This window comes from Serinicoccus sediminis (assembly GCF_004153545.1).
GTDB lineage: Bacteria > Actinomycetota > Actinomycetes > Actinomycetales > Dermatophilaceae > Ornithinicoccus > Ornithinicoccus sediminis_A.
Genome location: NZ_SDVA01000010.1, coordinates 63,323 through 88,660, shown reverse-complemented (window position 1 = coordinate 88,660; position 25,338 = coordinate 63,323). Strand labels below are relative to the sequence as shown.

22 protein-coding genes and 1 tRNA gene are annotated in these 25,338 nt (G+C 72.4%); 4 read left to right on the top strand and 19 right to left on the bottom strand.

Translation table 11 applies throughout. The features are described from left to right. Positions 1–28: 28 nt before the first annotated feature. Both EUS26_RS10860 and rpsA read right to left on the bottom strand, forming a co-directional pair. Complete coding sequence (locus tag EUS26_RS10860) at positions 29–1,855, bottom strand: BCCT family transporter (protein WP_130013858.1); 1,827 nt, start codon at positions 1,853–1,855, stop codon at positions 29–31. Between the two features lie 162 nt (positions 1,856–2,017). Then, positions 2,018–3,487 carry a 30S ribosomal protein S1 gene (gene rpsA / locus EUS26_RS10855; RefSeq protein WP_130013857.1) on the bottom strand — a complete coding sequence of 490 codons (1,470 nt, stop codon included), beginning with the start codon at positions 3,485–3,487 and terminating at the stop codon, positions 2,018–2,020. Positions 3,488–3,651: 164 nt separating this feature from the next. Here rpsA and EUS26_RS10850 point away from each other — a divergent pair, with 164 nt between their 5' ends. After that, positions 3,652–4,488 (top strand): class I SAM-dependent methyltransferase, encoded by an 837-nt coding sequence (locus EUS26_RS10850; RefSeq protein WP_130013856.1) that lies wholly within the window; start codon positions 3,652–3,654, stop codon positions 4,486–4,488. 134 nt (positions 4,489–4,622) lie between these two features. Next, entirely contained in the window at positions 4,623–5,975 is a 1,353-nt protein-coding gene (locus EUS26_RS10845) for an ABC transporter substrate-binding protein (protein ID WP_238148930.1), read from the top strand. 136 nt (positions 5,976–6,111) lie between these two features. Here the strand turns inward: EUS26_RS10845 and EUS26_RS10840 are convergent, their stop codons facing one another. From EUS26_RS10840 to polA, 5 genes are all read right to left on the bottom strand, one after another. Next, complete coding sequence (locus EUS26_RS10840; protein ID WP_130013907.1) at positions 6,112–6,828, bottom strand: ABC transporter ATP-binding protein; 717 nt, start codon at positions 6,826–6,828, stop codon at positions 6,112–6,114. A 47-nt stretch (positions 6,829–6,875) separates the two neighbouring features. Beyond that, the gene (locus EUS26_RS10835) at positions 6,876–7,808 is read right to left on the bottom strand and encodes an ABC transporter ATP-binding protein (RefSeq protein ID WP_202865120.1); all 933 of its coding nucleotides are present in this window, start codon (positions 7,806–7,808) and stop codon (positions 6,876–6,878) included. Beyond that, positions 7,798–8,787, bottom strand: a complete 990-nt coding sequence (locus tag EUS26_RS10830; protein WP_130013855.1) for a branched-chain amino acid ABC transporter permease — start codon at positions 8,785–8,787, stop codon at positions 7,798–7,800. Before EUS26_RS10830 ends, EUS26_RS10835 begins: the two co-directional genes overlap by 11 nt. Before the next feature lie 11 nt (positions 8,788–8,798). Beyond that, entirely contained in the window at positions 8,799–10,118 is a 1,320-nt protein-coding gene (locus tag EUS26_RS10825) for a branched-chain amino acid ABC transporter permease (RefSeq protein ID WP_130013854.1), read from the bottom strand. Positions 10,119–10,227: 109 nt separating this feature from the next. Further along, a complete protein-coding gene (gene polA / locus EUS26_RS10820; protein ID WP_130013853.1) occupies positions 10,228–12,948 on the bottom strand; it encodes a DNA polymerase I in 2,721 nt (906 codons plus the stop codon). An 18-nt stretch (positions 12,949–12,966) separates the two neighbouring features. Between polA and EUS26_RS10815 the strand changes: the two genes are divergently transcribed. Both EUS26_RS10815 and EUS26_RS10810 read left to right on the top strand, forming a co-directional pair. After that, entirely contained in the window at positions 12,967–13,401 is a 435-nt protein-coding gene (locus EUS26_RS10815) for a PaaI family thioesterase (RefSeq protein WP_130013852.1), read from the top strand. Positions 13,402–13,412: 11 nt separating this feature from the next. Further along, the gene (locus EUS26_RS10810; RefSeq protein WP_130013851.1) at positions 13,413–14,174 is read left to right on the top strand and encodes a DUF554 domain-containing protein; all 762 of its coding nucleotides are present in this window, start codon (positions 13,413–13,415) and stop codon (positions 14,172–14,174) included. A 3-nt stretch (positions 14,175–14,177) separates the two neighbouring features. On the opposite strand, the gene EUS26_RS10805 is transcribed toward EUS26_RS10810, so the two are convergent. The 12 genes from EUS26_RS10805 to EUS26_RS10750 form a co-directional block, all read right to left on the bottom strand. Next, positions 14,178–14,906 carry an ANTAR domain-containing response regulator gene (locus tag EUS26_RS10805; RefSeq protein ID WP_130013850.1) on the bottom strand — a complete coding sequence of 243 codons (729 nt, stop codon included), beginning with the start codon at positions 14,904–14,906 and terminating at the stop codon, positions 14,178–14,180. 52 nt (positions 14,907–14,958) lie between these two features. Beyond that, positions 14,959–15,044: transfer RNA gene (locus EUS26_RS10800), tRNA-Leu, on the bottom strand. A gap of 64 nt (positions 15,045–15,108) precedes the next feature. Continuing rightward, the gene (gene pyk / locus EUS26_RS10795; protein WP_130013849.1) at positions 15,109–16,569 is read right to left on the bottom strand and encodes a pyruvate kinase; all 1,461 of its coding nucleotides are present in this window, start codon (positions 16,567–16,569) and stop codon (positions 15,109–15,111) included. A gap of 53 nt (positions 16,570–16,622) precedes the next feature. Next, on the bottom strand, positions 16,623–17,354 hold the full coding sequence (locus tag EUS26_RS10790; protein WP_130013848.1) for a DsbA family protein: 732 nt from the start codon (positions 17,352–17,354) through the stop codon (positions 16,623–16,625). 1 nt (position 17,355) lies between these two features. Next, positions 17,356–17,865 carry a MauE/DoxX family redox-associated membrane protein gene (locus EUS26_RS10785; protein ID WP_130013847.1) on the bottom strand — a complete coding sequence of 170 codons (510 nt, stop codon included), beginning with the start codon at positions 17,863–17,865 and terminating at the stop codon, positions 17,356–17,358. Further along, positions 17,862–18,647, bottom strand: a complete 786-nt coding sequence (gene trpA / locus EUS26_RS10780; protein ID WP_130013846.1) for a tryptophan synthase subunit alpha — start codon at positions 18,645–18,647, stop codon at positions 17,862–17,864. The genes EUS26_RS10785 and trpA overlap by 4 nt, the downstream gene beginning before the upstream one ends. Continuing rightward, the gene (gene trpB, locus EUS26_RS10775; RefSeq protein WP_130013845.1) at positions 18,644–19,918 is read right to left on the bottom strand and encodes a tryptophan synthase subunit beta; all 1,275 of its coding nucleotides are present in this window, start codon (positions 19,916–19,918) and stop codon (positions 18,644–18,646) included. The genes trpA and trpB overlap by 4 nt, the downstream gene beginning before the upstream one ends. Beyond that, positions 19,915–20,748, bottom strand: coding sequence for an indole-3-glycerol phosphate synthase TrpC (gene trpC / locus EUS26_RS10770; protein WP_202865119.1), 834 nt, complete (start codon positions 20,746–20,748; stop codon positions 19,915–19,917). The genes trpB and trpC overlap by 4 nt, the downstream gene beginning before the upstream one ends. A gap of 45 nt (positions 20,749–20,793) precedes the next feature. Beyond that, positions 20,794–21,006 carry an HGxxPAAW family protein gene (locus EUS26_RS10765; RefSeq protein ID WP_130013844.1) on the bottom strand — a complete coding sequence of 71 codons (213 nt, stop codon included), beginning with the start codon at positions 21,004–21,006 and terminating at the stop codon, positions 20,794–20,796. 18 nt (positions 21,007–21,024) lie between these two features. Next, complete coding sequence (locus EUS26_RS10760) at positions 21,025–21,696, bottom strand: hypothetical protein (protein WP_130013843.1); 672 nt, start codon at positions 21,694–21,696, stop codon at positions 21,025–21,027. Then, entirely contained in the window at positions 21,669–23,474 is a 1,806-nt protein-coding gene (locus EUS26_RS10755; protein ID WP_130013842.1) for an ABC transporter ATP-binding protein, read from the bottom strand. The genes EUS26_RS10760 and EUS26_RS10755 overlap by 28 nt, the downstream gene beginning before the upstream one ends. Continuing rightward, on the bottom strand, positions 23,471–25,306 hold the full coding sequence (locus tag EUS26_RS10750) for an ABC transporter ATP-binding protein (RefSeq protein ID WP_165368590.1): 1,836 nt from the start codon (positions 25,304–25,306) through the stop codon (positions 23,471–23,473). Before EUS26_RS10750 ends, EUS26_RS10755 begins: the two co-directional genes overlap by 4 nt. Positions 25,307–25,338 lie beyond the last annotated feature (32 nt).

The window sequence follows — 25,338 nt, the reverse complement described above, 5'->3', positions numbered from 1 at the left end:
CGGCCGGGCCACCGTCGTCGGACGACGGTCAGGCTCGTGGGTGCTCCTGCTCCGGCACCCTGCTCTGCCCACCGTTGCCGTCCGGTGCCGGGGTCCCCCGTCGGCGCCCGGGACGCCACCTGACGCCGTGTGTCTGGGACAGGGCGTAGTCGATGCGGTCGTCGACCTTGGGACCGAAGACGTCGTCGAAGTTCTCGTGCAGCTCCCCGGCCAGCTCCCGGGTCCGCAGCCGCAGCTCCGCCCGGACGATCTTGTGGTGCTCGGTCGCCAGCGCCTTGTAGAGGGAGATGGAGATGAGCACCATGACCACGGCGAACGGGAAGCCGGTCGCCACCGCACCCGCCTGCAGCGCGCTCAGCCCGGCCGATCCGCCGGCGAGCAGCAGCCCGATGGCCACCAGCCCCTCCAGGCAGGCCCACAGGACGCGGCTCCACGTGGGCGGGTCCGGATGGCCGCCGGAGGCGAGCATGTCCACGACGAGCGACCCGGAGTCGGAGGAGGTGACGAAGAAGATGACGACCAGGATGATCGCGATCCCCGACAGGACGGTCCCGAGCGGGAGGGTGTTGAGGGTGTCGAAGAGCGCCACCTCGGCCGTGACGCCGTCCTCCCCCACGAGGTCGCCGACCTCGATCTGCCGCATGATGGCGGTGCCCCCCATGACGGTGAACCACACGAAGCTGGCCAGCGTCGGGACCAGCAGCGCGCCGGTGACGAACTCGCGGACCGTCCGGCCGCGCGAGATGCGGGCGATGAAGACCCCGACGAAGGGTGCCCAGGAGATCCACCAGCCCCAGTAGAAGATGGTCCAGCCGCTGGCCCAGCTGATGCCCTCCTCACCGCTGAAGGCGAAACCCTCGAAGGTGATGGGGATGATGCTGGAGGCGTAGGCACCCAGGGACTGCACGAAGTCACGGGCCAGGAACAGGGTGGGTCCGAGCAGCAGGACGGCCAGCAGGAACACCCCGGCCAGCACGAGGTTGGCGTTGGACAGGTAGCGGATGCCCTTGCCGACCCCACTCACGACGGAGACCACGGCGATAGCGGTGATCCCGACGATGAGGATGACGAGCAGACGGTCAGAGCTCTCCTCCACGATGCCCAGCTCGCTCAGACCCGTGGCGACCTGGGTGACACCGAGCCCCAACGAGGTGGCGACCCCGAAGACCGTCCCGACGATCGCCAGGATGTCCACGACGTCCCCCACCGTGCCCTTGACGCGGTCACCGAACAGGGGCTCGAGCGCCCACCGGATCGAGACCGGGCGCCCCTTGCGGTGGATCGCGTAGGCCAGGGCCAGGCCGATGATGGCGTAGACCGACCAGGGGTGGAAGCCCCAGTGCATGAAGGTCTGGGCCATGGCGCGCTCGGCCAGCTGCGCGTTCGAGGCGTCGGCCGGTACCCCGGGCGGCGGGGAGGTGAAGAACGTCAGGGGCTCGGCCACCCCGTAGAAGACCAGGCCGATGCCCATGCCGGCGGCGAAGAGCATGGCGAACCACGACATGAGCCCGAACTCGGCCTCTTCACCGTCCTTCCCCAGCGTGATGTCGCCGAACCGGCTGAAGGCGAGGAACAGGGCGAACACCACGAAGCCGGCGATCGCCAGGGTGTAGAACCAGCCGAAGTTGGTGACGATCCCGCTCTGGAGGGCGTTCCAGAGCGTGCCGGCGGTGTCGGTGAAGACGGCCGAGAACACCGCCACGACGGCGACGATCACGAGCGCCGGCCAGAAGACCCGCGGGGCGATCCCCCCGGGGCCGAGCTTCACACCGTGGTGCAGCAGCTGCTGCTCCACGGACGAGGATGCGGGACCGGGCGGTGAGGCCTGGTCGGTGCGTGCGGCGGTGTCGTCCATGATCTCCGGTTTCGTTCGTTGACGTCGGACTCGTGTCGTGTCAGTGCGCGCTCTCGGCCCAGGCACCGTATCATCCGCCTTCCGGGCGGCAGGCGGACGACGAACGGTCCGCCCTGCCGGGATGGCAGGACGGACCGTCGTCAGGGGACCCGGGGTGACGGGTCAGTTGCCGGTGAGCTTCTCCCGCAGGGCGGCGAGCGCCTCGTCGGACGCCAGCGTGCCGGTGCCGGCGCCGCCGTCGGAGCCGGTGGTGTTGTCCGAGGAGTAGGACGTGGACGCCGGGGCGACCTCGACACCGGCCGTGGAGTCGGCCTCCGAGGCGGCCTCGACCTGCGCCTTGTGCGCCTCCCAGCGGGCGTGGGCGTCGGCGTACTCCTTCTCCCACTTCTCCCGCTGCTCCTCGTGGCCCTCGAGCCACTCGTTGGTCTCCGGGTCGAAGCCCTCGGGGTACTTGTAGTTGCCCTGGTCGTCGTACTCGGCGGCCATGCCGTACAGCGTCGGGTCGAACTCGTTGGCGACCGCGTCGTTGGCCTGCTTGAGCGACAGCGAGATGCGGCGACGCTCCAGGTCGATGTCGATGACCTTGACGAAGACCTCGGCGCCGACGGTGACGATCTGCTCGGGCAGCTCCACGTGGCGCTCGGCCAGCTCGGAGATGTGGACCAGGCCCTCGATGCCGTCCTCGACCCGCACGAAGGCGCCGAAGGGGACCAGCTTGGTGACCTTGCCGGGCACGACCTGACCGATGGCGTGCGTCCGGGCGAAGGTCTGCCACGGGTCCTCGAGCGTCGCCTTCAGCGACAGGGAGACCCGCTCGCGGTCCATGTCGACGTCCAGCACCTCGACGGTGACCTCGTCACCGACCTCGACGACCTCGCCCGGGTGGTCGATGTGCTTCCACGACAGCTCGGAGACGTGCACCAGGCCGTCCACGCCACCGCCGAGGTCGACGAACGCCCCGAAGTTGACGATGCTGCTGACGACCCCGGAGCGGACCTGGCCCTTGGCCAGCTCCTTGAGGAAGGTGGTCCGCACCTCGGACTGGGTCTGCTCCAGCCAGGCGCGGCGGGACAGGACCACGTTGTTGCGGTTCTTGTCCAGCTCGATGATCTTGGCCTCGATCTGCTTGCCGACGTAGGGCTGCAGGTCGCGCACCCGGCGCATCTCGACCAGCGAGGCCGGCAGGAAGCCGCGCAGACCGATGTCGAGGATGAGGCCGCCCTTGACGACCTCGATGACGGTGCCGGTGACGACGCCGTCCTCCTCCTTGATCCGCTCGATCGAGCCCCAGGCACGCTCGTACTGGGCGCGCTTCTTGGACAGGATCAGGCGACCCTCCTTGTCCTCCTTCTGGAGGACCAGGGCCTCGACCTCGTCACCGACGGTGACGACCTCGGAGGGGTCGACGTCGTGCTTGATGGCGAGCTCACGGGAGGGGATGACACCCTCGGTCTTGTAGCCGATGTCGAGCAGGACCTCGTCGCGGTCGACCTTGACGATCACTCCCTCGACGATGTCGCCGTCGTTGAAGTTCTTGATCGTGGCGTCGATGGCCGCGAGCAGTTCCTCCTCAGAGCCGATGTCGTTGACGGCGATCTGGGAGGTGGCCTTCTCGGCCGTGGTGGCAGTCATGTAGTAGGGACTCCGATTGTGGACAGCAGGTATGGATGGATGTGTGCGGCACCCGTCTGACCGCTGCGGCACCCGGAGAACTCCGGGCACGATGAGCGCGCGTGACGAGCCCTGACAGACTATCGGTGCACCTCAGGCAGGTCAAAAACGGGCATGCTGGCCCGATGGACGACTCCGACCTCTCCCCCAGCCCGGACCGCGCGGTCCGTCGGCCGGCCACCCACGACGAGTCCGTGCGGGCGGGCAGGGCCTGGTGGGACGCGGAGGCCGACCGCTACTACGCCGAGCACGGGGACGACCTGGGCGACGCGGAGCTGACGTGGGGGCCGGAGGGGTGGACGGAGCAGGACCTCGGCCTGCTGGGCGAGCTGCGGGGGCGCGACGTCCTTGAGGTCGGCGGGGGCGCGGCGCAGGGAGGACGCTGGTGCGCCGGCCAGGGCGCCCGGGTGGTGAGCACGGACCTCAGCGCGGCCATGCTGCGGGTGGCCTGCAGGGTCGACGAGCGGTCGTCCCGCCCGGGTCCTCTCGGCTACGTCCAGTGCGACGGGGCGCTCCTGCCCTTCGCCGACGAGAGCGTCGACCTGGTCGTGACGGCCCACGGCGTCCTGGCGTTCGTCCCGGACGCCGGCGCCGTGCTGCGCGAGTGGGCGCGCGTCGTGCGGCCCGGGGGGCGGGTGGTCTTCTCCCTGCCACACCCGTTCCGCTGGGTGTTCCCGGACCTTCCGGACGAGGAGGGCCTCGTGGCGCGGTACCCCTACTTCACGCAGGAGGCCTACGTGGAGGAGACCGCCGAGGGGGTGGCGACCTACACCGAGCACCACCGCACGGTGGGTGAGCTGGTGCGCGCGGTCCACGACGCGGGGCTGGTCCTGGAGGATCTCGTCGAGCCGGGATGGCCACCGGGGTCGACGCGCGTGTGGGGTGGCTGGGGGCCGGTCCGGGGGCGGGTCGTGCCGGGGACCGCGATCCTGGTGACGCACCGGCCCGAGGTGGACGCCTGAGGGCTGCTGGTCCGTCGCCCGTATACCCGCAGGTCACAGTTTGGTGACGATGGGCGCCTCGGTCCCCCGCGCAGCCTAGGGTGAGGTCCCGAGGACCGGGCAACGATGCCCCCCGAACACCAGAGAGGTGACACATGCGTGTGAAGACGCACCTGAGGAGCGTGGCCGCCCTGTCGGCCGTGGCCCTGCTGGCCGCCTGCGGAGGCGACGCCGCCGACGAGACGGACACCGAGGAGACCGCCGCGGAGGAGAGCGCCGCCGACGAGGACGAGGGAGGTGAGACCTCGGACGAGTCCATGGAGACCGAGGGCGACACCGCCGGTGGTGACGGCAACACCTCGGACACCTTCACCTTCGGCTACGTGCTCCCGGAGACGGGGCAGCTCGCCTTCCTCGGTCCGCCCCAGATCGAGGCCCTCGGGCTGGCGATCGAGGACATCAACGCCGCCGGCGGCGTGCTGGACCAGGAGGTCCCCGAGCCGGTGGCCGGTGACGAGGCGGGGCAGGAGGCGGCCGCGCAGCAGGCGGCCGACCGCATCCTGGCCGAGCAGCCCAGCGCCATCGTCGGCGCCGCGGCGTCCGGCATGTCCCTGGCCATCATCGACCGGGTGACCGGGGCCAACGTCATGCAGTGCTCGGGCTCGAACACCGCACCCACCTTCACCGACTACGAGGACGACGGGCTCTATATCCGCACGGCGCCCTCGGACGCCCTGCAGGGCCCGGTGCTGGCCAACACGATCGTCAACGACGGCTACAGCAACGTCGCGATCGTCGCCCGGGCGGACGACTACGGCTCGGGTCTCGCCGAGGCCACCGCGACCGCCCTCGAGAACGCCGGCGCGACCGTGGCGCTCAACGAGACCTACGACCCGTTGGCGCGTGAGTTCAACGCCGTGGTGTCCTCCGTCGAGTCGGCCGACCCGGACGCCGTCGTCGTCATCGCCTTCGAGGAGGGCGGCCAGATCCTCCAGGGCATGTTCGAGGCCGGCCTCACCCCGGACTCGATCGGGGTCTACGGCGCCGACGGTCTGCGGTCCGCCGACCTGGGCAGCATCGTCAACGAGTCCGACCCGAGCGTCATCGCCGGGATGAAGGGCACGGCACCGGCCTCGGCCGACAACCCGGACTTCATCAGCAGGCTGCAGGAGTACGCCCCGGACCTGGAGGAGACCCAGTTCGCCCCGCAGGTCTACGACTGCGCCGTGACCATGGCCCTGGCCGCCGAGGCGGCCGGCTCGGTCAACGCGGCCGACTTCAAGGCCGAGGTGAACGGCATCACCAGCGAGGGCACCGAGTGCACCTCCTTCGAGGAGTGCAAGGGCCTGCTGGAGGACGGCGAGGACATCGACTACAACGGTGCCAGCGGCCCGCTGGACTTCACCGACGCCGGTGAGCCCGGGACGGCCACCATCGAGGTCTACGAGTTCGACGACGCCGGCGAGCTGCAGTCGGTCGAGACGGTCGAGGCGAACCCGGCCGAGTGAGCGTGGTGGTGGCCGGGCGCGTCGGCGCCCGGCCACCCGCCGCACCGGCCCGGCCCGCCACGACCCCCGGGACCACGAGACCCGCGATGGGGACAGACCCTGCACGGGGCCGTCGGCGCCGGTGAGACCCCGCCCCTCAGCCGTCGAGACGGGCCAGGGTGCCGAGGTAGAGCTCGATGACCTTGGGGTCGCGGGCCAGCTCCGCACCCGTCCCGGTGTAGGCGTCCTGGCCCTGGTCGAGCACGTAGGCGCGGTCCGAGATGTCGAGGCACTGGCGGGCGTTCTGCTCGACCATGAGCACCGAGACCCCCGCCTCGTTGATCCGGGACACGGCCTCGAACACGGAGTCCTGCATGAGCGGGGACAGCCCCGCCGAGGGCTCGTCGAGGAAGAGCACGCGTGGGCCGGTCATGAGCGCACGCCCCATCGCGACCACCTGCCGCTCACCGCCGGACAGCGAACCGGCCCGCTGCGCCCGCCGGTCCGCGAGCAGGGGGTAGAGGTCGCTGACCTCGCCGAAGCGCTCGGCATACTCCTTGGGCCTCAGGTAGAGACCCATCTGCAGGTTCTCCTCCACGGTGAGGGAGGGGAAGACGTTGTTGTTCTGCGGGACGTAGCCCAGGCCGTCGGCGACGAGCTTGTGCGCCGGCCGGCCGGTGATGTCGTCGCCCTGGAGCAGCACCCGGCCGGAGCGGATGGGGACCAGGCCGAACATCGCCTTGATGAGGGTGGACTTGCCGGCCCCGTTGGGTCCGATGATCCCGACCAGCTCGCCGGTCCGTACCTCCACCGTGCACCCGCGGAGGATGTCGACGTCGGGGATGTAGCCCGCGACGAGCTCCTCGGTCCACAGGACCCTCTCGTGCCCCGGCTGGCCGGGGCTGGGGCTGGTCTCGTCGCTCACGACGGGTCCTCCTCCTGCAGGGATCGATGGGTGCCGAGGTAGGCGTCGATGACGGCGGTGTCCCGGCGGATGTCGTCCGGCCGACCCTCGGCGATGACCTGGCCCTGCGCGAAGCACACCACCCAGTCGCTGATGGACATGATGACGTCCATGTCGTGCTCGACGAGGACGATGGTCATCCCCTCGTCGCGCAGCGCCTCGATGTGGCCGAGGAGCGACTGGGTGAGCGCCGGGTTGACTCCCGCCATGGGCTCGTCCAGCAGGATCATGTCCGGCTTCACCATGAGGGCACGGGCCATCTCCAGCAGCTTGCGCTGCCCTCCGGACATGGTGCCCGCGAACTCGTCCCGCATGTGGGTGAGGTTGAAGCGGCCCAGGAGCTCCTCGGCCCGGGCGCGGATGTCCGCCTCCTGCCGGGCCCAGGAGGGCCGCAGCAGCGAGGCGAGCAGGCGCTCCCCCCGCTGGCCGGTGGCCCCCAGCATGAGGTTCTCCAGCGACGTCAGCCGGGTCAGTGCCTTGGTCAGCTGGAAGGTCCGCACCATCCCGTGCCGGGCGATCCGGAAGGAGGGGGCGCCGCTGATGTCCTTCCCGTCGAAGGACCAGCGCCCCGAGTTCGGCTTGTCGAAGCCGGTGATGAGGTTGAAGAACGTCGACTTGCCGGCCCCGTTGGGACCGATGAGGGCGGTGATGGTGCCGCGCTGCACCTCGAGGTGCTCCACCTCCACCGCCGTGACCCCCCCGAAGCGTCGGGACATGTCGTCCGCGACCAGGATGGGGTCGGGCTTGGCGACGCCGGGCACGTTCGCGACCCCGGCCAGTGCTGCGGCGGCGCGCCGGGCGCCGACGGAGGGCTCCGCCTCGCGCTGACGCTCCTCGTCGTGCGCGGTCTCGCGCTGGGCGAGCAGCTCCTCGTGGCTGTCATCGGACATCGAGACGCAGCTCCTTCTGGTTGCCGATGAGCCCGGCGGGCCGGAACATCATGAGCAGCATCAGCCCGAGCCCGACGGCGGCGAAGCGCACCGCGCCGATGTCGCTGGGGACGAGCAGGGTGCCGGGGATCCACCCGGCCGACATGGCGCTGCGGAGGAAGGCGTCGAGGAAGGTGAGCAGGAACCAGAAGACGATGGAGCCCAGTATCGGGCCCAGCACCCGGCTCGCGCCGCCGAGGATCATGATGGTCCAGAGGTAGAATGTGATGATGGGGATGAAGGCGTCGGGGGTGATCGCCTGGCTGTTGATCGCGAGCAGGGACCCTGCCAGCGCACCCAGGACACCGCCGAGCACGAGGGCCTGCATCTTGTAGGCGAAGACGTTCTTGCCCAGGCTCCGGGCGGCGTCCTCGTCCTCCCGCACGGCCCGCAGCACCCGCCCCCAGGGGCTGTGCACCAGCAGCCAGACGAGCGCGGCCGCGAGGAAGGTGGTGCCCCAGGCGACCGTCATCAGCCACAGCGCGCGGTCGCTGAAGCGCAGCGGACCGAGCTCGAGCGGCCCGCTGAACGGGTTGAGCGCGTACAAGCCGTCGGCGAACTGGACGAGCCCGAACACCCCACCGGTGACCGGCTCGGCGAAGGAGGACCGGTAGACGTAGCGCAGCACCTCGGCGGCGGCGATCGTCGCGATGGCGAGGTAGTCCCCCCGCAGCCGCAGCGTCGGTATGCCGAGGATGAGCGCGAGCACGACGGCGCACGCCATACCCACGATGACGCCGACCCACAGCGGGGCGTCGAAGGACAGCACGGAGATGGCCGTGCCGTAGGCGCCGACGAGCATGAAGCCCACCTGCCCGAAGTTGAGCAGGCCGGTGTAGCCGAAGTGGATGTTGAGCCCGATCGCGGCCAGGGCGTAGATCGCGGCCTCGGGGCCGAGTGCGCCGCGGATCGCGACGGAGAGCACTGCCAGGACGTCCATCGTTCCTCTCCTCAGCCGACCCGCTCGCGACGGCCCAGGAGCCCCTGTGGCCGGACGAGGAGGACGATGATCATGACGAGCAGTGCCCACATGTAGGCGAGCGAGGCCGGGAACCAGAGGGTGGACAGCTGCGAGACCAGGCCGATGACGAGCGACCCGAGCATGGCGCCGTAGGCGCTGCCGAGACCGCCCAGGATGACGCCGGCGAACATCAGCAGCAGCAGCTCGAAGCCCATCTCGCTGTAGATCGCCTGGGTCAGGCCGAAGAAGACGCCACCGATCGCGGCCAGCGCACCCCCGAGGACCCAGACGACGAGGATGACCCGCTGGACGTCGATGCCGGACGCCTCGGCCAGGTCCTTGTTGTCGTTGACCGCCCGCATCGCGGTCCCGATCCGGGTGCGCTGCAGCATCACGGCCACCGCGATCATGATCGCGAAGGCCAGCACGGTGATGACGAGGTCGCGCGGGGTGATCCGCACCGGGCCGAGGGTCCACGCGGTCTGCAGCGAGTACTCGTCGTACTGCTGGCGCCGTGACCCGAAGACGATGAGCACCAGGTGCCGCAGCAGCAGGGACAGCCCGATCGCGACGATAAACATCTGGATCAGCCCCGCCCCCCGGCGCCGCAGCGGCCGCCACAGACCGACCTCGACGCCACCCGCGACCGCTCCCCCGACCGCCATGGCCAGGACGGCGGCCAGGACGATCGGCAGGTTCCCCGGTGCGGTGCTGAGGAAGTATGCGGTGACCGCGCCGATGGTGACGAACTCGCCGTGCGCGAAGTTGATGAGCTTGGTGGTGCCGAACACGAGAGAGAGACCCACGGCGGTGATGGCGATGATGGCGCCGAACTTGATGCCGTCGACGACGAGCTGCAGGACCCGGGCGACCGGGATGCCGGCACCGCCCTCTTCCACCTCACCGGTCCCGAGCTGGAAGATCACGCCCTGCGAGGCCCCGGGGCGGACGGTCACGTCGTCCAGCACCTCTCCGCCCTCGGCGCGCGGCGCCACACCCTCGGGCAGCCCGGCGACGTCCAGCGTCACGGTGTAGGACCCCGGGCCGGGCAGCGGGACCGCCCAGGCACCCTCGGCGTCGGTGACGGCCGACCCGACCTCCTCGCCGTCCTGGGTCACCGTGATCGTGATGCCCTCCAGCGGCTCCCGGTCAGGGTCCCGCACGGTGCCCTGCACCGACTCGGCAGCCTCCTCCGAGGCGCCAGCGGGCACCGCGAGGCGGGCGGGGTGCTGGGTGGCGCCGGCGGGGGCCGCGAGCACCAGCATCCCCAGCAGGACGGCAGCGATCGCTGCCCACAGGCGGGCGGTCACGGGATCTCCTTCGACGCGGACACCGGGAGTAAAGCACACGTCAGGTCACCTGCCTAGCAGGGCCCGTGCCACGGCCCGGGGTGTCGCCCGCGCCCGGTGGCGTGACCCCTCAGTGGGCCGCCTCGTGCCAGCTGTGCCCGAGCCCCACGCTGACGTCGAGCGGCACCGACAGCTCGGCCGCCGCCCCCATCTCCCGCCGGACGAGCTCCTCGACCTGGGCCTCCTCGCCGCTCGCGACCTCGAGCACCAGCTCGTCGTGCACCTGCAGGAGCATCCGCGAGGCCAGGCCGGCCTGGCGCAGGGCGCCCTCGGTCCGCAGCATGGCCACCTTGATGATGTCGGCAGCCGACCCCTGGATGGGCGCGTTCAGCGCCATCCGCTCGGCCATCTCGCGCCGCTGACGGTTGTCGCTGCTGAGATCCAGCAGGTGGCGACGACGGCCCAGGATGGTCTCGGTGAAACCGGTCCGGCGGGCCTCCGCCACGACGTCACGCAGGTAGTCCCGCACCCCGCCGAAGCGCTCGAAGTACTCCTCCATGAGCTCCTTGGCCTCGGCCGTCGAGATGCCCAGCTGCTTGGACAGCCCGAAGGCGGACAGCCCGTAGGCCAGCCCGTAGCTCATCGCCTTGACCTTGGACCGCATCTCGGCCGTGACGTCGGCCTGGTCCACCCCGAAGACGCGGGACCCCACGAACCGGTGCAGGTCCTCCCCCGCGCGGAAGGCCTCGATGAGACCGTCGTCGCCGGAGAGGTGCGCCATGATGCGCATCTCGATCTGGCTGTAGTCGGCCGACATGAGCGAGGCGTAGCGGGTGCCGGAGGCGGCGTCGGAGCCGACCACGAAGATCTCCCGGATGCGCCGCCCCGCGGCCGTCCGGATGGGGATGTTCTGCAGGTTGGGCTCGGTCGAGCTCAACCGCCCGGTGGCGGCGATGGTCTGCTGGAAGGTGGTGTGGATGCGCCCGTCGTCGGCGACCGACTTGATGAGCCCCTCGGCCGTGACCCGCAGCCGGGTGGCGTCACGGTGCCGCAGCAGCGCCTCGAGGAACGGGTGCTCGGTCTGGGCGTAGAGCCCGGCCAGCGCGTCGGCATCGGTGGTGTAGCCGGTCTTGGTCCGCCGCGTCTTGGGCAACTCGAGCCGCTCGAAGAGCACCGTCTGCAGCTGTTTCGGCGACCCGAGGTTGACGGTGTCGTCGTCGATCGCCGTCCAGGCGTCCTGCTGGGCCTGCGCCACCCCGTCGGCGAACTCCCGCTCCAGGGCCTCCAACGCGTCCACGTCCACGGCGATGCCGGCGCGCTCCATGCGACGGAGCACCCCCACGAGGGGCAGCTCCACCTCGCGCAGCAGGTGCCGCTCCTGCTCGTCGGCCAGCTCCTCGTCGAGGGCGTCGGCCAGGTCGTGCACGGCCCGGGCGTGCACCATGGCCGAGCGCGCCGCGGCACCCCGGGCGTCCTGGTCGCCGTCGTCCAGACCCAGGTCCAGCTCCCCCTGCGACGCCGCCGACGAGGCGTCGCCGGCGTCGAGGCGCAGCTCGCGGCGCAGGTAGCGCAGCGCCAGGTCGGCCAGGTCGTAGGACCGCTGGTCCGGGCGGGCGAGGTAGGCGGCCAGGGCGGTGTCGCTCACCACACCTTCCACGGGCAGCCCGACCGCCTCGAGCGAGGCGACCTGCTCCTTGCCCCCGTGCAGCGCCTTGGGCCGGGACCCGTCCGCCAGCCAGGCCACGAGCGCACCCTCGTCCTCCGGCTCCATCCCGGCGAGGGGGAGGTATGCCGCGTCCTCGGCGCCGGCGAGGGCGAGCCCGGTGGCCTCCCCGGGACCGGCCGCGGTCCGCGGCTCGGCGTCGACGACCAGGGCCACGCGTCCCTGCGTCGCGTGCTCCTCCAGCCAGGCGGCGACCGCACCGGGTTCGAGGAGCGTCCCGGCGACCTCGATGCCGTCCTCGGCCTCGGTCTCGGCCGACTCCAGGGTGCTGAAGAGCCGGTCCCTCAGGACGCGGAACTCGAGCCCGTCGAAGACGCGGTGCACCTCCTCGCGGTCCCACCCCCTGGCCTGCAGGTCCTCGACGCCGACCTCGAGGGGCACGTCGCCCACGAGCTGGTTGAGCCGGCGGTTGCGCAGCACCTGGTCCAGGTGGTCGCGCAGGGCCTGACCGGCCTTGCCCGTGAGCTGGTCGGCGGCGCTGACGATGCCCGACAGGTCGCCGTGCGCGGCCAGCCACTTCGCCGCGGTCTTGGGGCCGACCCCCGGGACCCCGGGAAGGTTGTCCGAGCTCTCCCCCACCATGGCGGCGAGGTCGCTGTAGCGCTCGGGGCGCACGCCGTACTTCTCCTCGACCTTCTCGGGGGTCATCCGCCAGGTCTCGGAGACCCCCCGGACCGGGTAGAGCAGCAGCGTCCTGTCGTCGACGAGCTGGAAGGCGTCGCGGTCGCCCGAGAGGATGAGCACCTCCATGCCCTGGGCGCGGGCCTGCCCGGTGAGGGTGGCGATGATGTCGTCGGCCTCGTAGCCGTCGACCTCGACGTGGGTGATGCGCAGGGCGTCGAGCACCTGCTTGATGAGGTCGACCTGCCCCACGAACTCGCTCGGGGTCGCCGAGCGCCCCGCCTTGTACTCGGCGTACTCCTGCGTCCGGAAGGTCTGCCGGGACACGTCGAAGGCGACCGCGAGGTGGGTCGGCGCCTCGTCGCGCAGCACGTTGATGAGCATCGAGGTGAAGCCGTAGACCGCGTTGGTGCTCTGCCCGGTGCTCGTGGAGAAGTTCTCCACGGGCAGCGCGAAGAAGGCGCGGTAGGCCAGCGAATGTCCGTCCAGCAGCAGCAAGCGACTCACGGTGGCAGCCTATGTCCCATGACCGACAACACCACCCCGAGCCCCTCTCCCCCGGCCGCCCACGACGACGACACCCGCGGCGCGCTGGCCGCCCGCCTCGGCATGCGGCTCGTGGAGGCTTCCCCCGAGCGCACCGTCGCGACGATGCCGGTGGCGGGCAACACCCAGCCCTACGGCCTGCTCCACGGCGGTGCGTCCGCGGCGCTGGCGGAGACCGTCGGCTCGGTCGCCGCGGCGATGCACGCCGGCGAGGGGCGGATCGCCGTCGGCGTGGACCTCAGCGCGACCCACCACCGGCCCGTCCGGGAGGGCGAGGTCACCGCGGTGGCCACGCCGCTCTCCCTCGGGCGCACGGTCGCGAGCTACGACATCGCCATCACCGACGACCGCGGCCGACGCGTCTGCACCGCCCGGCTGACCTGCGCACTCCGGGACCGACCCGGCACGACGTAGCCTGTCGGCCCATGGAGGGACTCTTCCCGGGGGCCGGCACCGTCGTCAACGTCGTCGCCGTGCTCCTCGGTGCCGGGCTGGGGATCGTCGCGGGCCACCGGCTGCCCGCGCGCGTGCGCGCCGTGGTCACCGACTGCCTCGGCCTGGTCACGGTGGTGGTCGCCCTGCTGTCGGCGCTGGAGGTCACCAGCCCCGAGCTCGCGGCCGCCGTCGGGACCGGTGCTCCCGTGCTGGTCGTGCTCGGCAGCGTCGTGCTCGGCGGGGTGATCGGGTCGCTGCTGCGCATCGAGGAGCGGCTGGAGGCGCTGGCCGGGCGGATCCAACGTCTGGTGCAGCGCGCCGGGGGAACCGGGTCGGCGGCCCGGGAGCGCTTCGTCGAGGGCTGGTTGTCGGCCTCGCTGCTCTTCTGCGTCGGCCCGCTCACCATCCTGGGGGCGTTGTCCGACGGCCTGGGCCGCGGCATCGACCAGCTGGTGCTCAAGTCGGCGCTCGACTTCTTCGCCGCCCTCGCCTTCGCGTCCACCTTCGGGGTGGGTGTGCTGCTCTCCGCGGTCTCCGTCGCCGTGGTGCAGGGAGCGCTGACGGTCACCGGGTATGCGCTCGGAGCCGTGGTCTCCGAGGCGCAGGTCGCCGCCCTCACCGCCGTCGGCGGGGTGCTCCTGCTGGGCATCGCGCTGCGGTTGCTCTCGGTCCGGCAGGTCCCGGTGGGTGACCTGCTGCCGGCCCTGGCGGTGGCCCCGCTGCTCGTGACGGTGCTCGCCGCGCTGCGGTGAGGCTCAGCCCTTCTTGCCCGCGGGCATACCGGAGATGACCGCCTCGGCGACCTCGCGCATGGACAGCCGCCGGTCCATCGCCGCCTTCTGGATCCACCGGAAGGCGTCCGCCTCGCTCAGCTTGAGCTGGGCCATGAGCAGACCCTTGGCGCGGTCGACCTGCTTGCGCGTCTCGAACCGCTCTCCCAGGTCGGCGACCTCGGCCTCCAGCGCCTTGCGCTCCGCCCAGCGGGCCCGGGCGATGTCGATGGCCGGCAGCACGTCGGCGGCGCTGAACGGCTTGACGACGTAGGACATGACGCCGGCGTCGCGGGCTCGCTCGACGAGGTTCTTGTCGCTGAAGGCGGTCAGCATGACGACCGGCGCCAGCCCCTCGCGGCCGATCTGCTCCGCGGCGGTGATGCCGTCCATCCCGGGCATCTTGATGTCCATGACCACGAGGTCGGGCGTGGTCTCCTGGGTCTGCGCGACCGCCTGCTCGCCGTCGGCGGCCTGGCCGACGATGGTGTGGCCGGCGTCGGTGAGCATCTCGGCGAGGTCCATGCGGATGAGCGCCTCGTCCTCGGCGAGCAGGATCCGCAGACCGCTCTCCCGCCCCGGGTCAGCACCCGACGTGCCGGTGTCGGGGTCGACACCCGCCGCGGCCGACCCCGTCGTGCCCGGGTCCTGTGCCGCGGGCCCGCCCGGCTCGGCGGGTGCTGCCTGCGGGTCCTGCGGTGTCGTCTCGCTCACGCTCAGCCTCTCGTCGCGTCCACCCGCATCGGCACCTCACCGGCGCGGGACCTGGTGCCGGGAGCGGGACTCGAACCCGCACGCCCTCGCGGGCAGAGCATTTTGAGTGCTCCGTGTCTGCCGTTCCACCACCCCGGCGGGCGTGCCGGTACGGGGCCAGGCCGCACCGGGGACGGCGTCAGTCTACCGGCTCGGCCGGCCCTCAGACCTCCGGGTCCCGGGTGTAGGCCGGGGCCTGGCCGAGGATGGCGTCACCGACGCGGTGCATCCGCAGGGCGTTGGTGGTGCCGGAGACCCCGGGGGGCGACCCGGCCACGATGACGACCACGTCGCCCTCCTCGCACCGCCGCTCGCGCAGCAGGGTCTCCTCCACCTGCTTGACCATCTGGTCGGTGTGCCACACGAACGGCACGAGGAAGGTCTCGACCCCCCAGGTGAGCGCCAGCCGTGAGCGGGTGGCCTGCTCGGTGGTGAAGGCGAGCATCGGCGTCCCGGGACGGACCCGGGCCATACGGGTGGTCGTGTCGCCGCTCTGGGTGAAGGTCACGAGGAACTTCACCTGGTCGCCCAGCGCGTCGGCGAGCGAGATGGCCGCGCGGGTCACGGCACCACCGGGGGTCTTCGGCTTGCGCACGATGGGCGCGATGCGGTGCAGCCCGTGCTCCTCGGTGCTGGAGATGATGCTGGCCATGGTCTCGACCGCGCGGATCGGCCAGGCCCCCACCGAGGTCTCGCCGGAGAGCATGATCGCGTCGGCGCCGTCCAGGACCGCGTTGGCGCAGTCGCTGGCCTCGGCGCGGGTCGGCCGGGGGTTGTCCACCATGGACTCCAGCACCTGCGTCGCGACGATGACCGGCTTGGCCTTCTCCCGGCACAGCTGGATCGCGTCCTTCTGCACCAGCGGCACCTGCTCCAGGGGCAGCTCGACCCCCAGGTCGCCGCGGGCGACCATGATGCCGTCGAAGGCGTCGACGATGCCCGCGAGGTTGTCGACCGCCTGCGGCTTCTCGATCTTGGCGATCACCGGCAGCCGGCGCCCCTCCTCGTCCATGATCCGGTGGACGCCCTCGATGTCGCTGCCGGAGCGGACGAACGACAGCGCGATGAAGTCGACGCCGCTGCGCAGGGCCCAGCGCAGGTCCTCCTCGTCCTTGTCCGACATCGCGGGCACGCTGACTGCCGTGCCGGGCAGGTTGATGCCCTTGTTGTTGGAGACCGCGCCACCGACGACGACCTCGCAGACCACGTCGGTGTTGGTGACCTCGGTGGCCCGCAGGAGCACCTTGCCGTCGTCGATCAGCAGGTCGTCCCCCGCGCGGACGTCCCCGGCCAGGCCGGGGTAGGTCGTGCCCACCACGTCGCGGTCCCCGGCGACGGTCCGGGTGGTGATGGTGAAGCGGTCGCCGGCGGACAGCTTCACCGGGCCGTCGGCGAAGGTGCCCGTGCGGATCTTGGGGCCCTGGAGGTCGGCGAGCACGGCGACCGCGTGACCGGTGGCGTCACTGGCCTGACGGACCCGCATGTAGCGGTCGTGGTGCTCCTCGTAGGAGCCGTGCGAGAGGTTCAGCCGGGCCACGTCCATACCGGCGGTCACGAGCGCTTCGATCTGCTCGTAGGAGTCGGTGGCGGGGCCGAGGGTGCAGACGATCTTGGCGCGACGCATGACCTCCACCCTAGTGGGCGAGGAGCTCCGCTCGTGCATCACCTGCCGCCGGGTCAGGGCATCGGACCCAGGATGTCCTCGAGCGCCTCCGGGCCGGTCATGAGGGCGCGCATCTGGTCCTCGTCGACCTGCTCCCCGTCCACGAGCAGCCGGGGTGTCCCGGTGACCCCGTCGCGGTTGGCCCGCTCCTGCATGGCCTCGACGTAGTCGCCGTAGGCGTCGCCCTGCACGCACGCGGTGAACGACTCGAGCCCGGCCCCGTCCAGACCGGCCTCGGAGCCGAAGGCGAGCAGCTGCTCGTCGGTCCACCCCTGCCCCTCCTGCGCGGGCTGACCAGCGAAGACGGCGGAGTGGTAGCCCAGGAACGCCCCCTCGTCGTCGGCGCACAGGGCGGCGTTGGCCGCCCGGTGCGAGGAGTCGTTGCGCAGCGAGCCGTCGAGGAAGGACATCATCGTCACGGTGAGCCCGATCTCCCCGGCCTGCGCCCGCTGGGCCAGCTCGTCGCCGACCGACTCCTCGAGCACGCCGCAGAACGGGCACTGGAAGTCCTCGTAGACGTGCACCTGCGGCACGTCCGCGGACGGCTCGGCGCCGACGTGGACCCCGCCGCCCTCCGGCAGCGCGTTGGCGCTGCCCTCGCCGTCGAGCCCTCCGCCGCGGGACACCGCCCACAGCACCAGACCCCCGACGAGGGCGACCACGAGCAGCACCACCCCGGCGACGAGCGCCGTCGAGGGTCCCCCTGCCGGGACGGGGGTGACGGTGGGAGCGGGTGGACGGGGCATGTCAGGTCCTTCGCTGGAGGTGGTGGTCGACGGACAGCAGGGAGCGCGGCCGGACGGACAGCCAGAGCGCCACGGCGAGGAAGCCCGCGTCGCGCAGGATCTCGGCGAGGTACCTCGTCTCCTCGGGGGCGACCTGGCCCCCGGTGCCGAAGCAGCCGCAGTCGATGCTGAGGCCCCGTGCCCAGGCGGAGATGATGCCGGCGACGAAGACCAGCATGAGCACCGCGGTGGCCGCCGCGGCGGCCCGGGTGAGCAGGCCGAGGAGGAGCAGCGCGGCCAGCGCGAGCTCCACGACCGGCAGCAGGATCCCCACGGCGCGGGAGACCTCGTAGCCGAACAGCTGGTAGGCGAGGACGTTCTGGACCGACCCGGTGAGGTCGACGACCTTGGTCCACCCGGCGTAGCCCAGGACCCCGGCGAGACCGACGCGCAGCACGAGGCCGGCGGCGTCGAGTGCGTCGGTCCGGCGGGACCGCGAGCCGGTGGCGGGCGCGGCGGGCGCCACGGTCATACCCCGCGGACCCCCTCCGCCAGCTGGTGGGTGAGGTGCTCGAGGTCCTTCAGGCCGTCCTCGCCGCCGAGCGCCCGGACGAGCGCCGAGCCGACGATGACGCCGTCGGCGAAGGCGGCGACCTGCGCCGCCTGGGCGCCGGTGCTGACCCCCAGTCCGACGCACAGCGGCAGGTCGGTCACGGCGCGGGTGCGCTCCACCAACCGTTCGGCGTCCGACCCGACCGAGGCACGCACCCCGGTGACCCCCATGGTCGAGGCGACGTAGACGAAGCCGCGGCAGGCCTGGGTGGTCGACCGCAGGCGGTCGTCGGTGGAGCTGGGTGCGACGAGGAAGACGGGCGCCAGCCCACGCTCCTCGGCCGCCGAGCGCCAGGCCCCGGCCTCGTCGGGGATGAGGTCGGGGGTGATGAGCCCGGCACCGCCGGCGTCGGCGAGGTCCTGGGCGAACCGGTCCACGCCGTACCGCAGCACGGGGTTCCAGTAGGTCATGACGACCGGCACCGCCCCGGCGTCCCGGGCGGCCTCGACGACGGTGAAGACGTCCTTCAGCCGGAAGCCGGCCCGCAGCGCGGTGCTGGCCGCGCGCTCGAGGACGGGGCCGTCCATGAGCGGGTCGGTGTAGGGCACCCCGACCTCGATGACGTCCGCCCCGGCCCTCGCGAGGGTGCGGACCGCCTCGAGCGAGGTCGGGAGGTCGGGGTAGCCGGCCGGGAGGTAGCCGACCAGGGCGGAGCGCCCTTCCTCACCGCAGCGGGTGAAGACGTCGTCCAGGACGCTCATGCGTCCGGCCCCTGCTCGTGGTCCGCGTCCGCGTCGCCGGGTCCGGCCTCGCCGTCCACCCGCGCCTGCCCCTCGTCGTCGACGAGGCCGAACCACCGGGCGGCGGTGTCGACGTCCTTGTCACCGCGGCCGGACAGGTTGACGAGCAGCACCGTGCCCTCGCCGAGCTCGGGACCGATCCGCAGCGCACCCGCGAGCGCGTGCGCGCTCTCGATGGCCGGGATGATGCCCTCGGTGCGGCAGAGCAGCCGGAAGGCCTCCATGGCCTCGTCGTCGGTGACCGGGGCGTAGCGCGCGAGCCCGCTGTCGTGGAGGAAGGCGTGCTCGGGGCCGATGGACGGATAGTCGAGACCGGCCGACACCGAGTGGGTCTCGAGGGTCTGCCCGTCGGCGTCCTGGAGCACGTAGGTCGAGGCGCCGTGCAGCACGCCCGGCTGGCCGCCGGAGAACCGTGCGGCGTGGCGGCCCGACTCGATGCCGTCGCCACCCGCCTCGAAGCCCCACAGGGCCACCGACGGCTCGTCGCGGAAGGCGTGGAAGATGCCGATCGCGTTGGACCCGCCGCCCACGCAGGCACACACCGCGTCCGGCAGGCCGCCGACCACGTCGTCCAGCTGCTTGCGGGCCTCCTGCCCGATGACGGCGTGGAAGTCGCGCACCATGGTGGGGAACGGGTGCGGCCCGGTCACGGTGCCGAGCAGGTAGTGGGTGTGACCGACGTTCGTCACCCAGTCGCGCATGGCCTCGTTGATGGCGTCCTTGAGGGTGCCGCTGCCCGTGGGGACGGCCACCACCTCGGCGCCGAGCAGCCGCATGCGGGCGACGTTGAGGGCCTGGCGCTCGGTGTCGACCTGGCCCATGTAGACGGTGCACTCCAGACCGAGCAGGGCCGCTGCGGTGGCCGTCGCCACGCCGTGCTGGCCGGCCCCCGTCTCGGCGATGACACGGCGCTTGCCCATCCGCACCGCGAGCAGCGCCTGGCCCAGGACGTTGTTGATCTTGTGGGAGCCGGTGTGGTTGAGGTCCTCGCGCTTGAGGAAGATCCGCGGGCCCCCCGCGTGCGCGGCGAAGCGCGGCACCTCGGTGAGCGGGCTGGGTCGCCCGGTGTAGTCGCGCTGCAGGCGGTCCAGCTCGGCCCGGAAGTCGGGGTCGGCCATGGCCTCGGTCCGGGCGGCGTCCAGCTCGTCCAGGGCCGCGACGAGGGCCTCCGGCACGTAGCGCCCGCCGAAGTCACCGAACCGGTCGGTGGTGGTGCGGGGTGTCGCGGTCATCGACGTCCTCCTGCCCTTGAGCCGGCGCCGGCGTGCAGCGCCGGGTGCGATCCGGCCGCCACCATGCGGGCGACCGCCTCCCTCGGGGCGCCGTCGGTGACCAGCGCCTCCCCCACGAGCACGGCCTGGGCCCCGGCCTCCGCGAGCTCGACGACGTCGAGCGGCCCCCTGACCCCGGACTCCGCGACCGCCACGCGGTCGGCGGGGATGGCGGGGGCGAGCCGGGAGAAGGTGTCGCGGTCGACCTCGAGGGTCTTGAGGTTGCGGTTGTTGACCCCGATGACCCGGGCCCCCGCAACGAGGGCGCGCTCCAGCTCGGGCTCGTCGTGCACCTCCACCAGCGCCTGCATCCCCAGCGCCTCGGTGCGCTCGAGGAGCCCGACCAGCACCTCCTGCGGCAGCGCGGCGACGATGAGCAGGACGAGGTCCGCCCCGTGCGCCCGGGCCTCCCACACCTGGTAGGGGTCGACGACGAAGTCCTTGCGCAGCACGGGGATGTCGACCGCGGCACGTACGGCGTCCAGGTCGGCCAGCGAGCCACCGAAGCGACGGCCCTCGGTGAGGACGCTGACGACGCTCGCGCCGCCGGCCTCGTAGTCGGCGGCGAGCGAGGCCGGCTCGGCGATCGCCGCGAGCGCCCCCTTCGACGGGCTGCTGCGCTTGACCTCGGCGATGACGTGGGTGCCCGGCCCGGTCAGCGCGGCCCAGGCGTCACGGCAGGTCGGGGCGCGCCGGGCACGCTCCTGCAGCTCCTCCAGGGGCGTGGACAGGCGACGGTGGTCGAGGTCCTCGCGGACCCCGCGGACGATCTCCTCGAGCACGGTGGACACGCCTCCAGCGTAGTCGCCGCCCCGGACGCCCCAGGACGGGGAGGGTCAGTGCTCGGTGGCGTGCTGGTGCGGGTCGCCCATGCCGAAGCGGTCCAGGAGGTACCACGCGAGCGCGCCGACCACCCCGAGGGCGAGGCCGACGTAGAGGAGCCAGTCCGGGGAGAACACGACGCCCCAGCTGCCGATGACGCTGGCGAGCAGCATGATGCCGACGCCCACCCAGGCGGCGACGCTGTGACCGTGGCTGTCCTCGTGCATGTGGCTGTGCTCCTCGACTCAGCGGTGGGGCGGGTCGTCCTGACCCTCGGGGCCCATTGTGCCAGCCGTCCCGTCCACCGGCCGACCAGGCGCGGCCGTCGGGTCCTCGCCCCGCGAGAGCGCGGACCAGGACGCCTTGTCGGTCCGTCGGGCCCGTTCGTGCGGGTCGACCGACGGGTATGCCGTCCGCCCCGGGCGCGCGCGGCGGGCGCCGGTCACCCGGCGGCCCCGTCGGGCGGGCAGCAGCAGGGTGAGGGCGCCGCCGCAGGCCACCACGGCGCCGCCGAGGCCGACCCACCACCAGGAGGTCGGGTCCGGCGGGCGGGCCGTCACCGTCAGACCCAGGGCCATGGCGGCCGACACCCCCGCCAGCACCCGCCCGACCGTCCCGGGCCGGCCGGGCCACGCCACGCCGGCGAGCGTGGCCACGGCCACGACCAGCAGGACGGCCGCCACGGAGGGCGCCAGCTCCTGCCCGGTCCAGGTCTCGCGGGTGGCCACCCCGGCCGGGTCCACCCCGGCCCGGACCGACCAGGGCTGCCCGGACGCCAGGAGGCCGGTGCTGGCACCGAGCAGGACGACCACCGCGGTGCGCCCACGGCGCTCGGGTGAGGGACGGCCTCTCGCCCGACGGCTGCCCGACGCGGCCACGTCGACGCCGCTCAGCCCGTGCTCTGCTGCGCGGCCCACGACCGGTGCATCCGGGCGTAGACGCCGTCCTGCCCGACGAGCTCCCGGTGCGGTCCGAGCTCGACGATGCGCCCGGCGTCCACCACGACCACGAGGTCGGCCGCCTCCGCGGTCGAGAGGCGGTGGGCGATGGCCACCGAGGTCCGGCCGGTGGTCAGCCCCTCCAGGGCTCGCTGCACCCGCACCTCGGTGGCCGGGTCGACGGCGCTGGTCGCCTCGTCGAGCACCAGCAGGTCGGGGTCGGCGAGATAGGCGCGGGCGATGGCCACCAGCTGGCGCTCCCCCGCCGACAGCGACTCGCCCCGCTGGCCGACCTGGGTCGCCAGGCCGTGCGGCAGCCCCTCGACCCACGCGTCGAGCCCGAGCTCGGTGACCGCGAGGCGCAGTTCCTCGTCGGTGGCCTCCGGGCGGGCGAACCGGATGTTGTCGGCCAGGTCGGCGTCGAAGAGGAAGCCCTCCTGCGGGACGAGCACGACCCGTTGGCGCAGGCTGGCGAAGCTCACGTCGCGCAGGTCGGTGCCGTCGAGCCGCACCACGCCGTCGCTGGGGTCCATCAGCCGCGTCAGCAGCTTGGCCAGGGTCGTCTTGCCGGAGCCCGTCTGGCCGACGACGGCGACCCGGGTGTGCGGCTCGATGCGCAGGTCGACGTCCCGCAGGACCGGCTCCCCACCGGGGTAGGAGAACCACACCCCGTCGAAGTCGATGGTGATGGGCCCCCGGTCGAGGACGACGCCGTCGGCACCCGGGTCGGAGACGTCGGCCGGGGTGTCGATGACGCCGATGACGCGCCGCCAGCCGGCCACGGCGTTCTGCATCTCGGTGAAGATCTCGGTGGCCATGAGCACCGGCTGGGTGAAGAGGTTGACGAGGAAGAGGAAGGCGAGCAGCTGGCCGAGCGTCAGGTCGCCCCGGGCCGCCAGCACGGTGCCCACGACGAGCACGACCGCGGTGGTCACGCCGGCGAAGGTCTGCCCCGAGACGAAGGCCAGGACCGAGCGCACCTGCGCCCGGATCGCCGACCGGCGGTGCGCCTCGATCGCCCCGTCGATGCGGGTCGCGGTGCGGTCCTCGACCCCGTAGGCGCGGATGGTCGTGGCGCCGACGATCGCCTCGCTGATGGCGCCCAGCAGGTCGCCGACCCGCTCCCGCACGGTGCCGTAGGCACGGCCCAGCACCGGCTGCAGACGGCGCACCAGCAGCATCAACGGGAGCAGGCAGAGGTAGACGACCCCGGCCAGGACGGGGCTGTAGGCGACCATGAGGATCGTGGCCAGCACGATCTGCGCCGAGCTGACGAGCAGCATGAGCCCGCCGAACTGCACGAACATGGAGATGGTGTCGACGTCGCTGGTCACGCGGGAGACCAGCGCGCCCCGTCGCTCGGTGCTCTGGGTCAGCACCGACAGGTCGTGGATGTGGCGGAAGGCCTTGAGCCGCAGCGTGGCCAGCCCCGACTCGGCCGAGCGGAAGAGGCGGACGTTGACGGCAAACTGCGCCAGCGAGGTGACGACGACCACGCCGGCGGCGGCGGCGATCGCGGTGAGCACGAAGCCGACGTCGGGCCCGCCCTCGGCCTGGATGCCGTTGTCGGTGGCCTGTTGCACGACGAAGGGGATGACCACCCGCCCCACGGTCGCGACCAGGGCCAGCGCGACGGTCAGCCACAGGCCGACCTTGAGCTCCGGCGACAGCTGGAACCCCCGGCGCAGCGTCGCCCCGACGCCGAGCTCGGACTGCGCGTCGATCCGGCTGGACTCCCTCGCCGCGGCCGTGCTCATGACGGCTCCTCCTGCCGTGTCACGGCGGCCCGCTCGGCCGCCTCCCTCGAGTACGCCTGGACCAGGTCGACGTAGCCCCGGCACCGGCCCAGCAGCAGCTCGTGCGACCCCTGGTCCACGACGGCGCCGTGCTCCACGTAGACGACCTCGTCGGCGAGCAGGATGGTCGCCAGCCGGTAGGCGACGACCAGGACGGTCATGCCGCCGCGCGCCTCCCGCAGCCCGGCCAGGATGGCCTGCTCCACGGACGGGTCGACGGCGCTGGTGGCGTCGTCCAGCACCAGCAGCCGCGGCCGGCGCCAGATGGCCCGGGCGAGCGCGATGCGCTGCCGCTGCCCGCCGGACAGGCTGCCCCCGCGCTCGCCGATGACGGTGTCGAGGCCCGCGGGCAGGGACCGCACGAAGTCGTCGGCCTGGGCGATCCGCAGCGACTCCCACACCTCGGCGTCCTCGGCGTCCGCACCCAGCGTGATGTTGCCGCGGACCGTGTCGTCGAACATGAAGGTCTGCTGGGCGACCAGCGCGGCGCTGGCCGGCAGCTGGCCCCGGGCGAGCTCCCGGGCCTCGACGCCGTCGAGGCGGACCGACCCGCTGTCGGCGTCGACGAGCCGCAGGGTGAGGTTGGCCAGGGTGCTCTTGCCCGACCCGGTCGGGCCGACGAGGGCCACCGTGCCACCCGAGGGGATGTCGAGGGTGACGCCGCGGATCGTCGGGCGCTCCTCCCCCGCGTGGGCGTAGGTGACCCCCGCGAGACGCGAGGAGGCGGGGGCGCGCCGGGGCAGCGCCGAGGTGCCGTACGCCATACCCCCCTCGGCCTGCAGGACGTGCTGCACCCGGTCGTGCCCCACGACCGAGCGCGGGATCTCCGCCAGCACCCAGCCCAGCGCGCGGACCGGGAAGGCCAGGATGGAGAAGAGGTAGGCCATCTGCACGACCTCCGCGGCGTCCAGCTCGCCCCGGGACACCTGCCAGGTGCCGACCCCCAGCACGGCGAGCGTGCCCAGCGTGGGGATCGCCTCGATGACCGGCTCGAACACCCCGCGGGTGCGGCCGACGAGGATGAGCGCGTCCCGCAGCTCGTAGGTCTTGGCGCGGAAGCGCTCGGTCTCCTGGTCCTCCCGGCCCATGGCCTTGACGACCAGCCCGGCCTCGAAGGACTCGTGCGCGACCTCGGCGACCTCGGCGCGCAGCTGCTGGGCCCGGGTGATCCGCGGCGACATGACCCGCTGGAAGACCAGGTTGGCGGCGAACAGACCCGGGAAGACGAGCAGACCCAGGATCGCCAGCAGCGGGTCGACGAGCACCATCATCGTGCCCGCGATGACGAGCATGAAGATGACGCCGATCGCCATCGGCAACGGGTTGAAGACCTGCCAGGTGGCCTCCACGTCCGCGTGCGCGTTGGACAGCAGCTGCCCGGAGGGGTGGGCGTGGTGCCACGACAGCGGCAGCCGGAGGTACTGGCGGGTCACCCGCTGGCGGTAGTCGGCCTGCAGGTTGAACCCGGCGACGGTGGCGTAGACCCGGCGCAGGATGACCCCGGTGACGTTCACCACGAGCACCGCCACGAGCACCCCGAAGATCGTCCACAGGCCCGCCGCCTCGATCCGCCGCGCGCCGACCGCGGGCTCGACCACCTCGGAGGTCAGCCAGCCGATGGCCCCGGCGGTGGCCACCGTCGCCCCGGCCCACAGCACCGAGCCCACCACCGCGACGCCCACCGGGCGCTTCTGGGCGACCATCCCGCCCCAGATGACCCGCAGGCCCCGGCGCAGCACGGCTCGGTCCGCGACAGGACGGGGCACCGGCGCGCTGGAGGCAGTGGCGGACATGGAGAAGGGGCCTCCTGGGAGAGGGGGGAAGG

What these genes read in the sequence shown, in the direction of transcription:
- EUS26_RS10860 (WP_130013858.1), bottom strand. Translation starts at nt 1,855, where the DNA reads ATGGACGACACCGCCGCACGCACCGACCAGGCCTCACCGCCCGGTCCC.
- rpsA (WP_130013857.1), bottom strand. Translation starts at nt 3,487, where the DNA reads ATGACTGCCACCACGGCCGAGAAGGCCACCTCCCAGATCGCCGTCAAC.
- EUS26_RS10850 (WP_130013856.1), top strand. Translation starts at nt 3,652, where the DNA reads ATGGACGACTCCGACCTCTCCCCCAGCCCGGACCGCGCGGTCCGTCGG.
- EUS26_RS10845 (WP_238148930.1), top strand. Translation starts at nt 4,623, where the DNA reads ATGCGTGTGAAGACGCACCTGAGGAGCGTGGCCGCCCTGTCGGCCGTG.
- EUS26_RS10835 (WP_202865120.1), bottom strand. Translation starts at nt 7,808, where the DNA reads ATGTCCGATGACAGCCACGAGGAGCTGCTCGCCCAGCGCGAGACCGCG.
- EUS26_RS10830 (WP_130013855.1), bottom strand. Translation starts at nt 8,787, where the DNA reads ATGGACGTCCTGGCAGTGCTCTCCGTCGCGATCCGCGGCGCACTCGGC.
- EUS26_RS10815 (WP_130013852.1), top strand. Translation starts at nt 12,967, where the DNA reads ATGACCGACAACACCACCCCGAGCCCCTCTCCCCCGGCCGCCCACGAC.
- EUS26_RS10810 (WP_130013851.1), top strand. Translation starts at nt 13,413, where the DNA reads ATGGAGGGACTCTTCCCGGGGGCCGGCACCGTCGTCAACGTCGTCGCC.
- pyk (WP_130013849.1), bottom strand. Translation starts at nt 16,569, where the DNA reads ATGCGTCGCGCCAAGATCGTCTGCACCCTCGGCCCCGCCACCGACTCC.
- EUS26_RS10790 (WP_130013848.1), bottom strand. Translation starts at nt 17,354, where the DNA reads ATGCCCCGTCCACCCGCTCCCACCGTCACCCCCGTCCCGGCAGGGGGA.
- EUS26_RS10785 (WP_130013847.1), bottom strand. Translation starts at nt 17,865, where the DNA reads ATGACCGTGGCGCCCGCCGCGCCCGCCACCGGCTCGCGGTCCCGCCGG.
- trpA (WP_130013846.1), bottom strand. Translation starts at nt 18,647, where the DNA reads ATGAGCGTCCTGGACGACGTCTTCACCCGCTGCGGTGAGGAAGGGCGC.
- trpB (WP_130013845.1), bottom strand. Translation starts at nt 19,918, where the DNA reads ATGACCGCGACACCCCGCACCACCACCGACCGGTTCGGTGACTTCGGC.
- EUS26_RS10765 (WP_130013844.1), bottom strand. Translation starts at nt 21,006, where the DNA reads ATGCACGAGGACAGCCACGGTCACAGCGTCGCCGCCTGGGTGGGCGTC.
- EUS26_RS10755 (WP_130013842.1), bottom strand. Translation starts at nt 23,474, where the DNA reads ATGAGCACGGCCGCGGCGAGGGAGTCCAGCCGGATCGACGCGCAGTCC.
- EUS26_RS10750 (WP_165368590.1), bottom strand. Translation starts at nt 25,306, where the DNA reads ATGTCCGCCACTGCCTCCAGCGCGCCGGTGCCCCGTCCTGTCGCGGAC.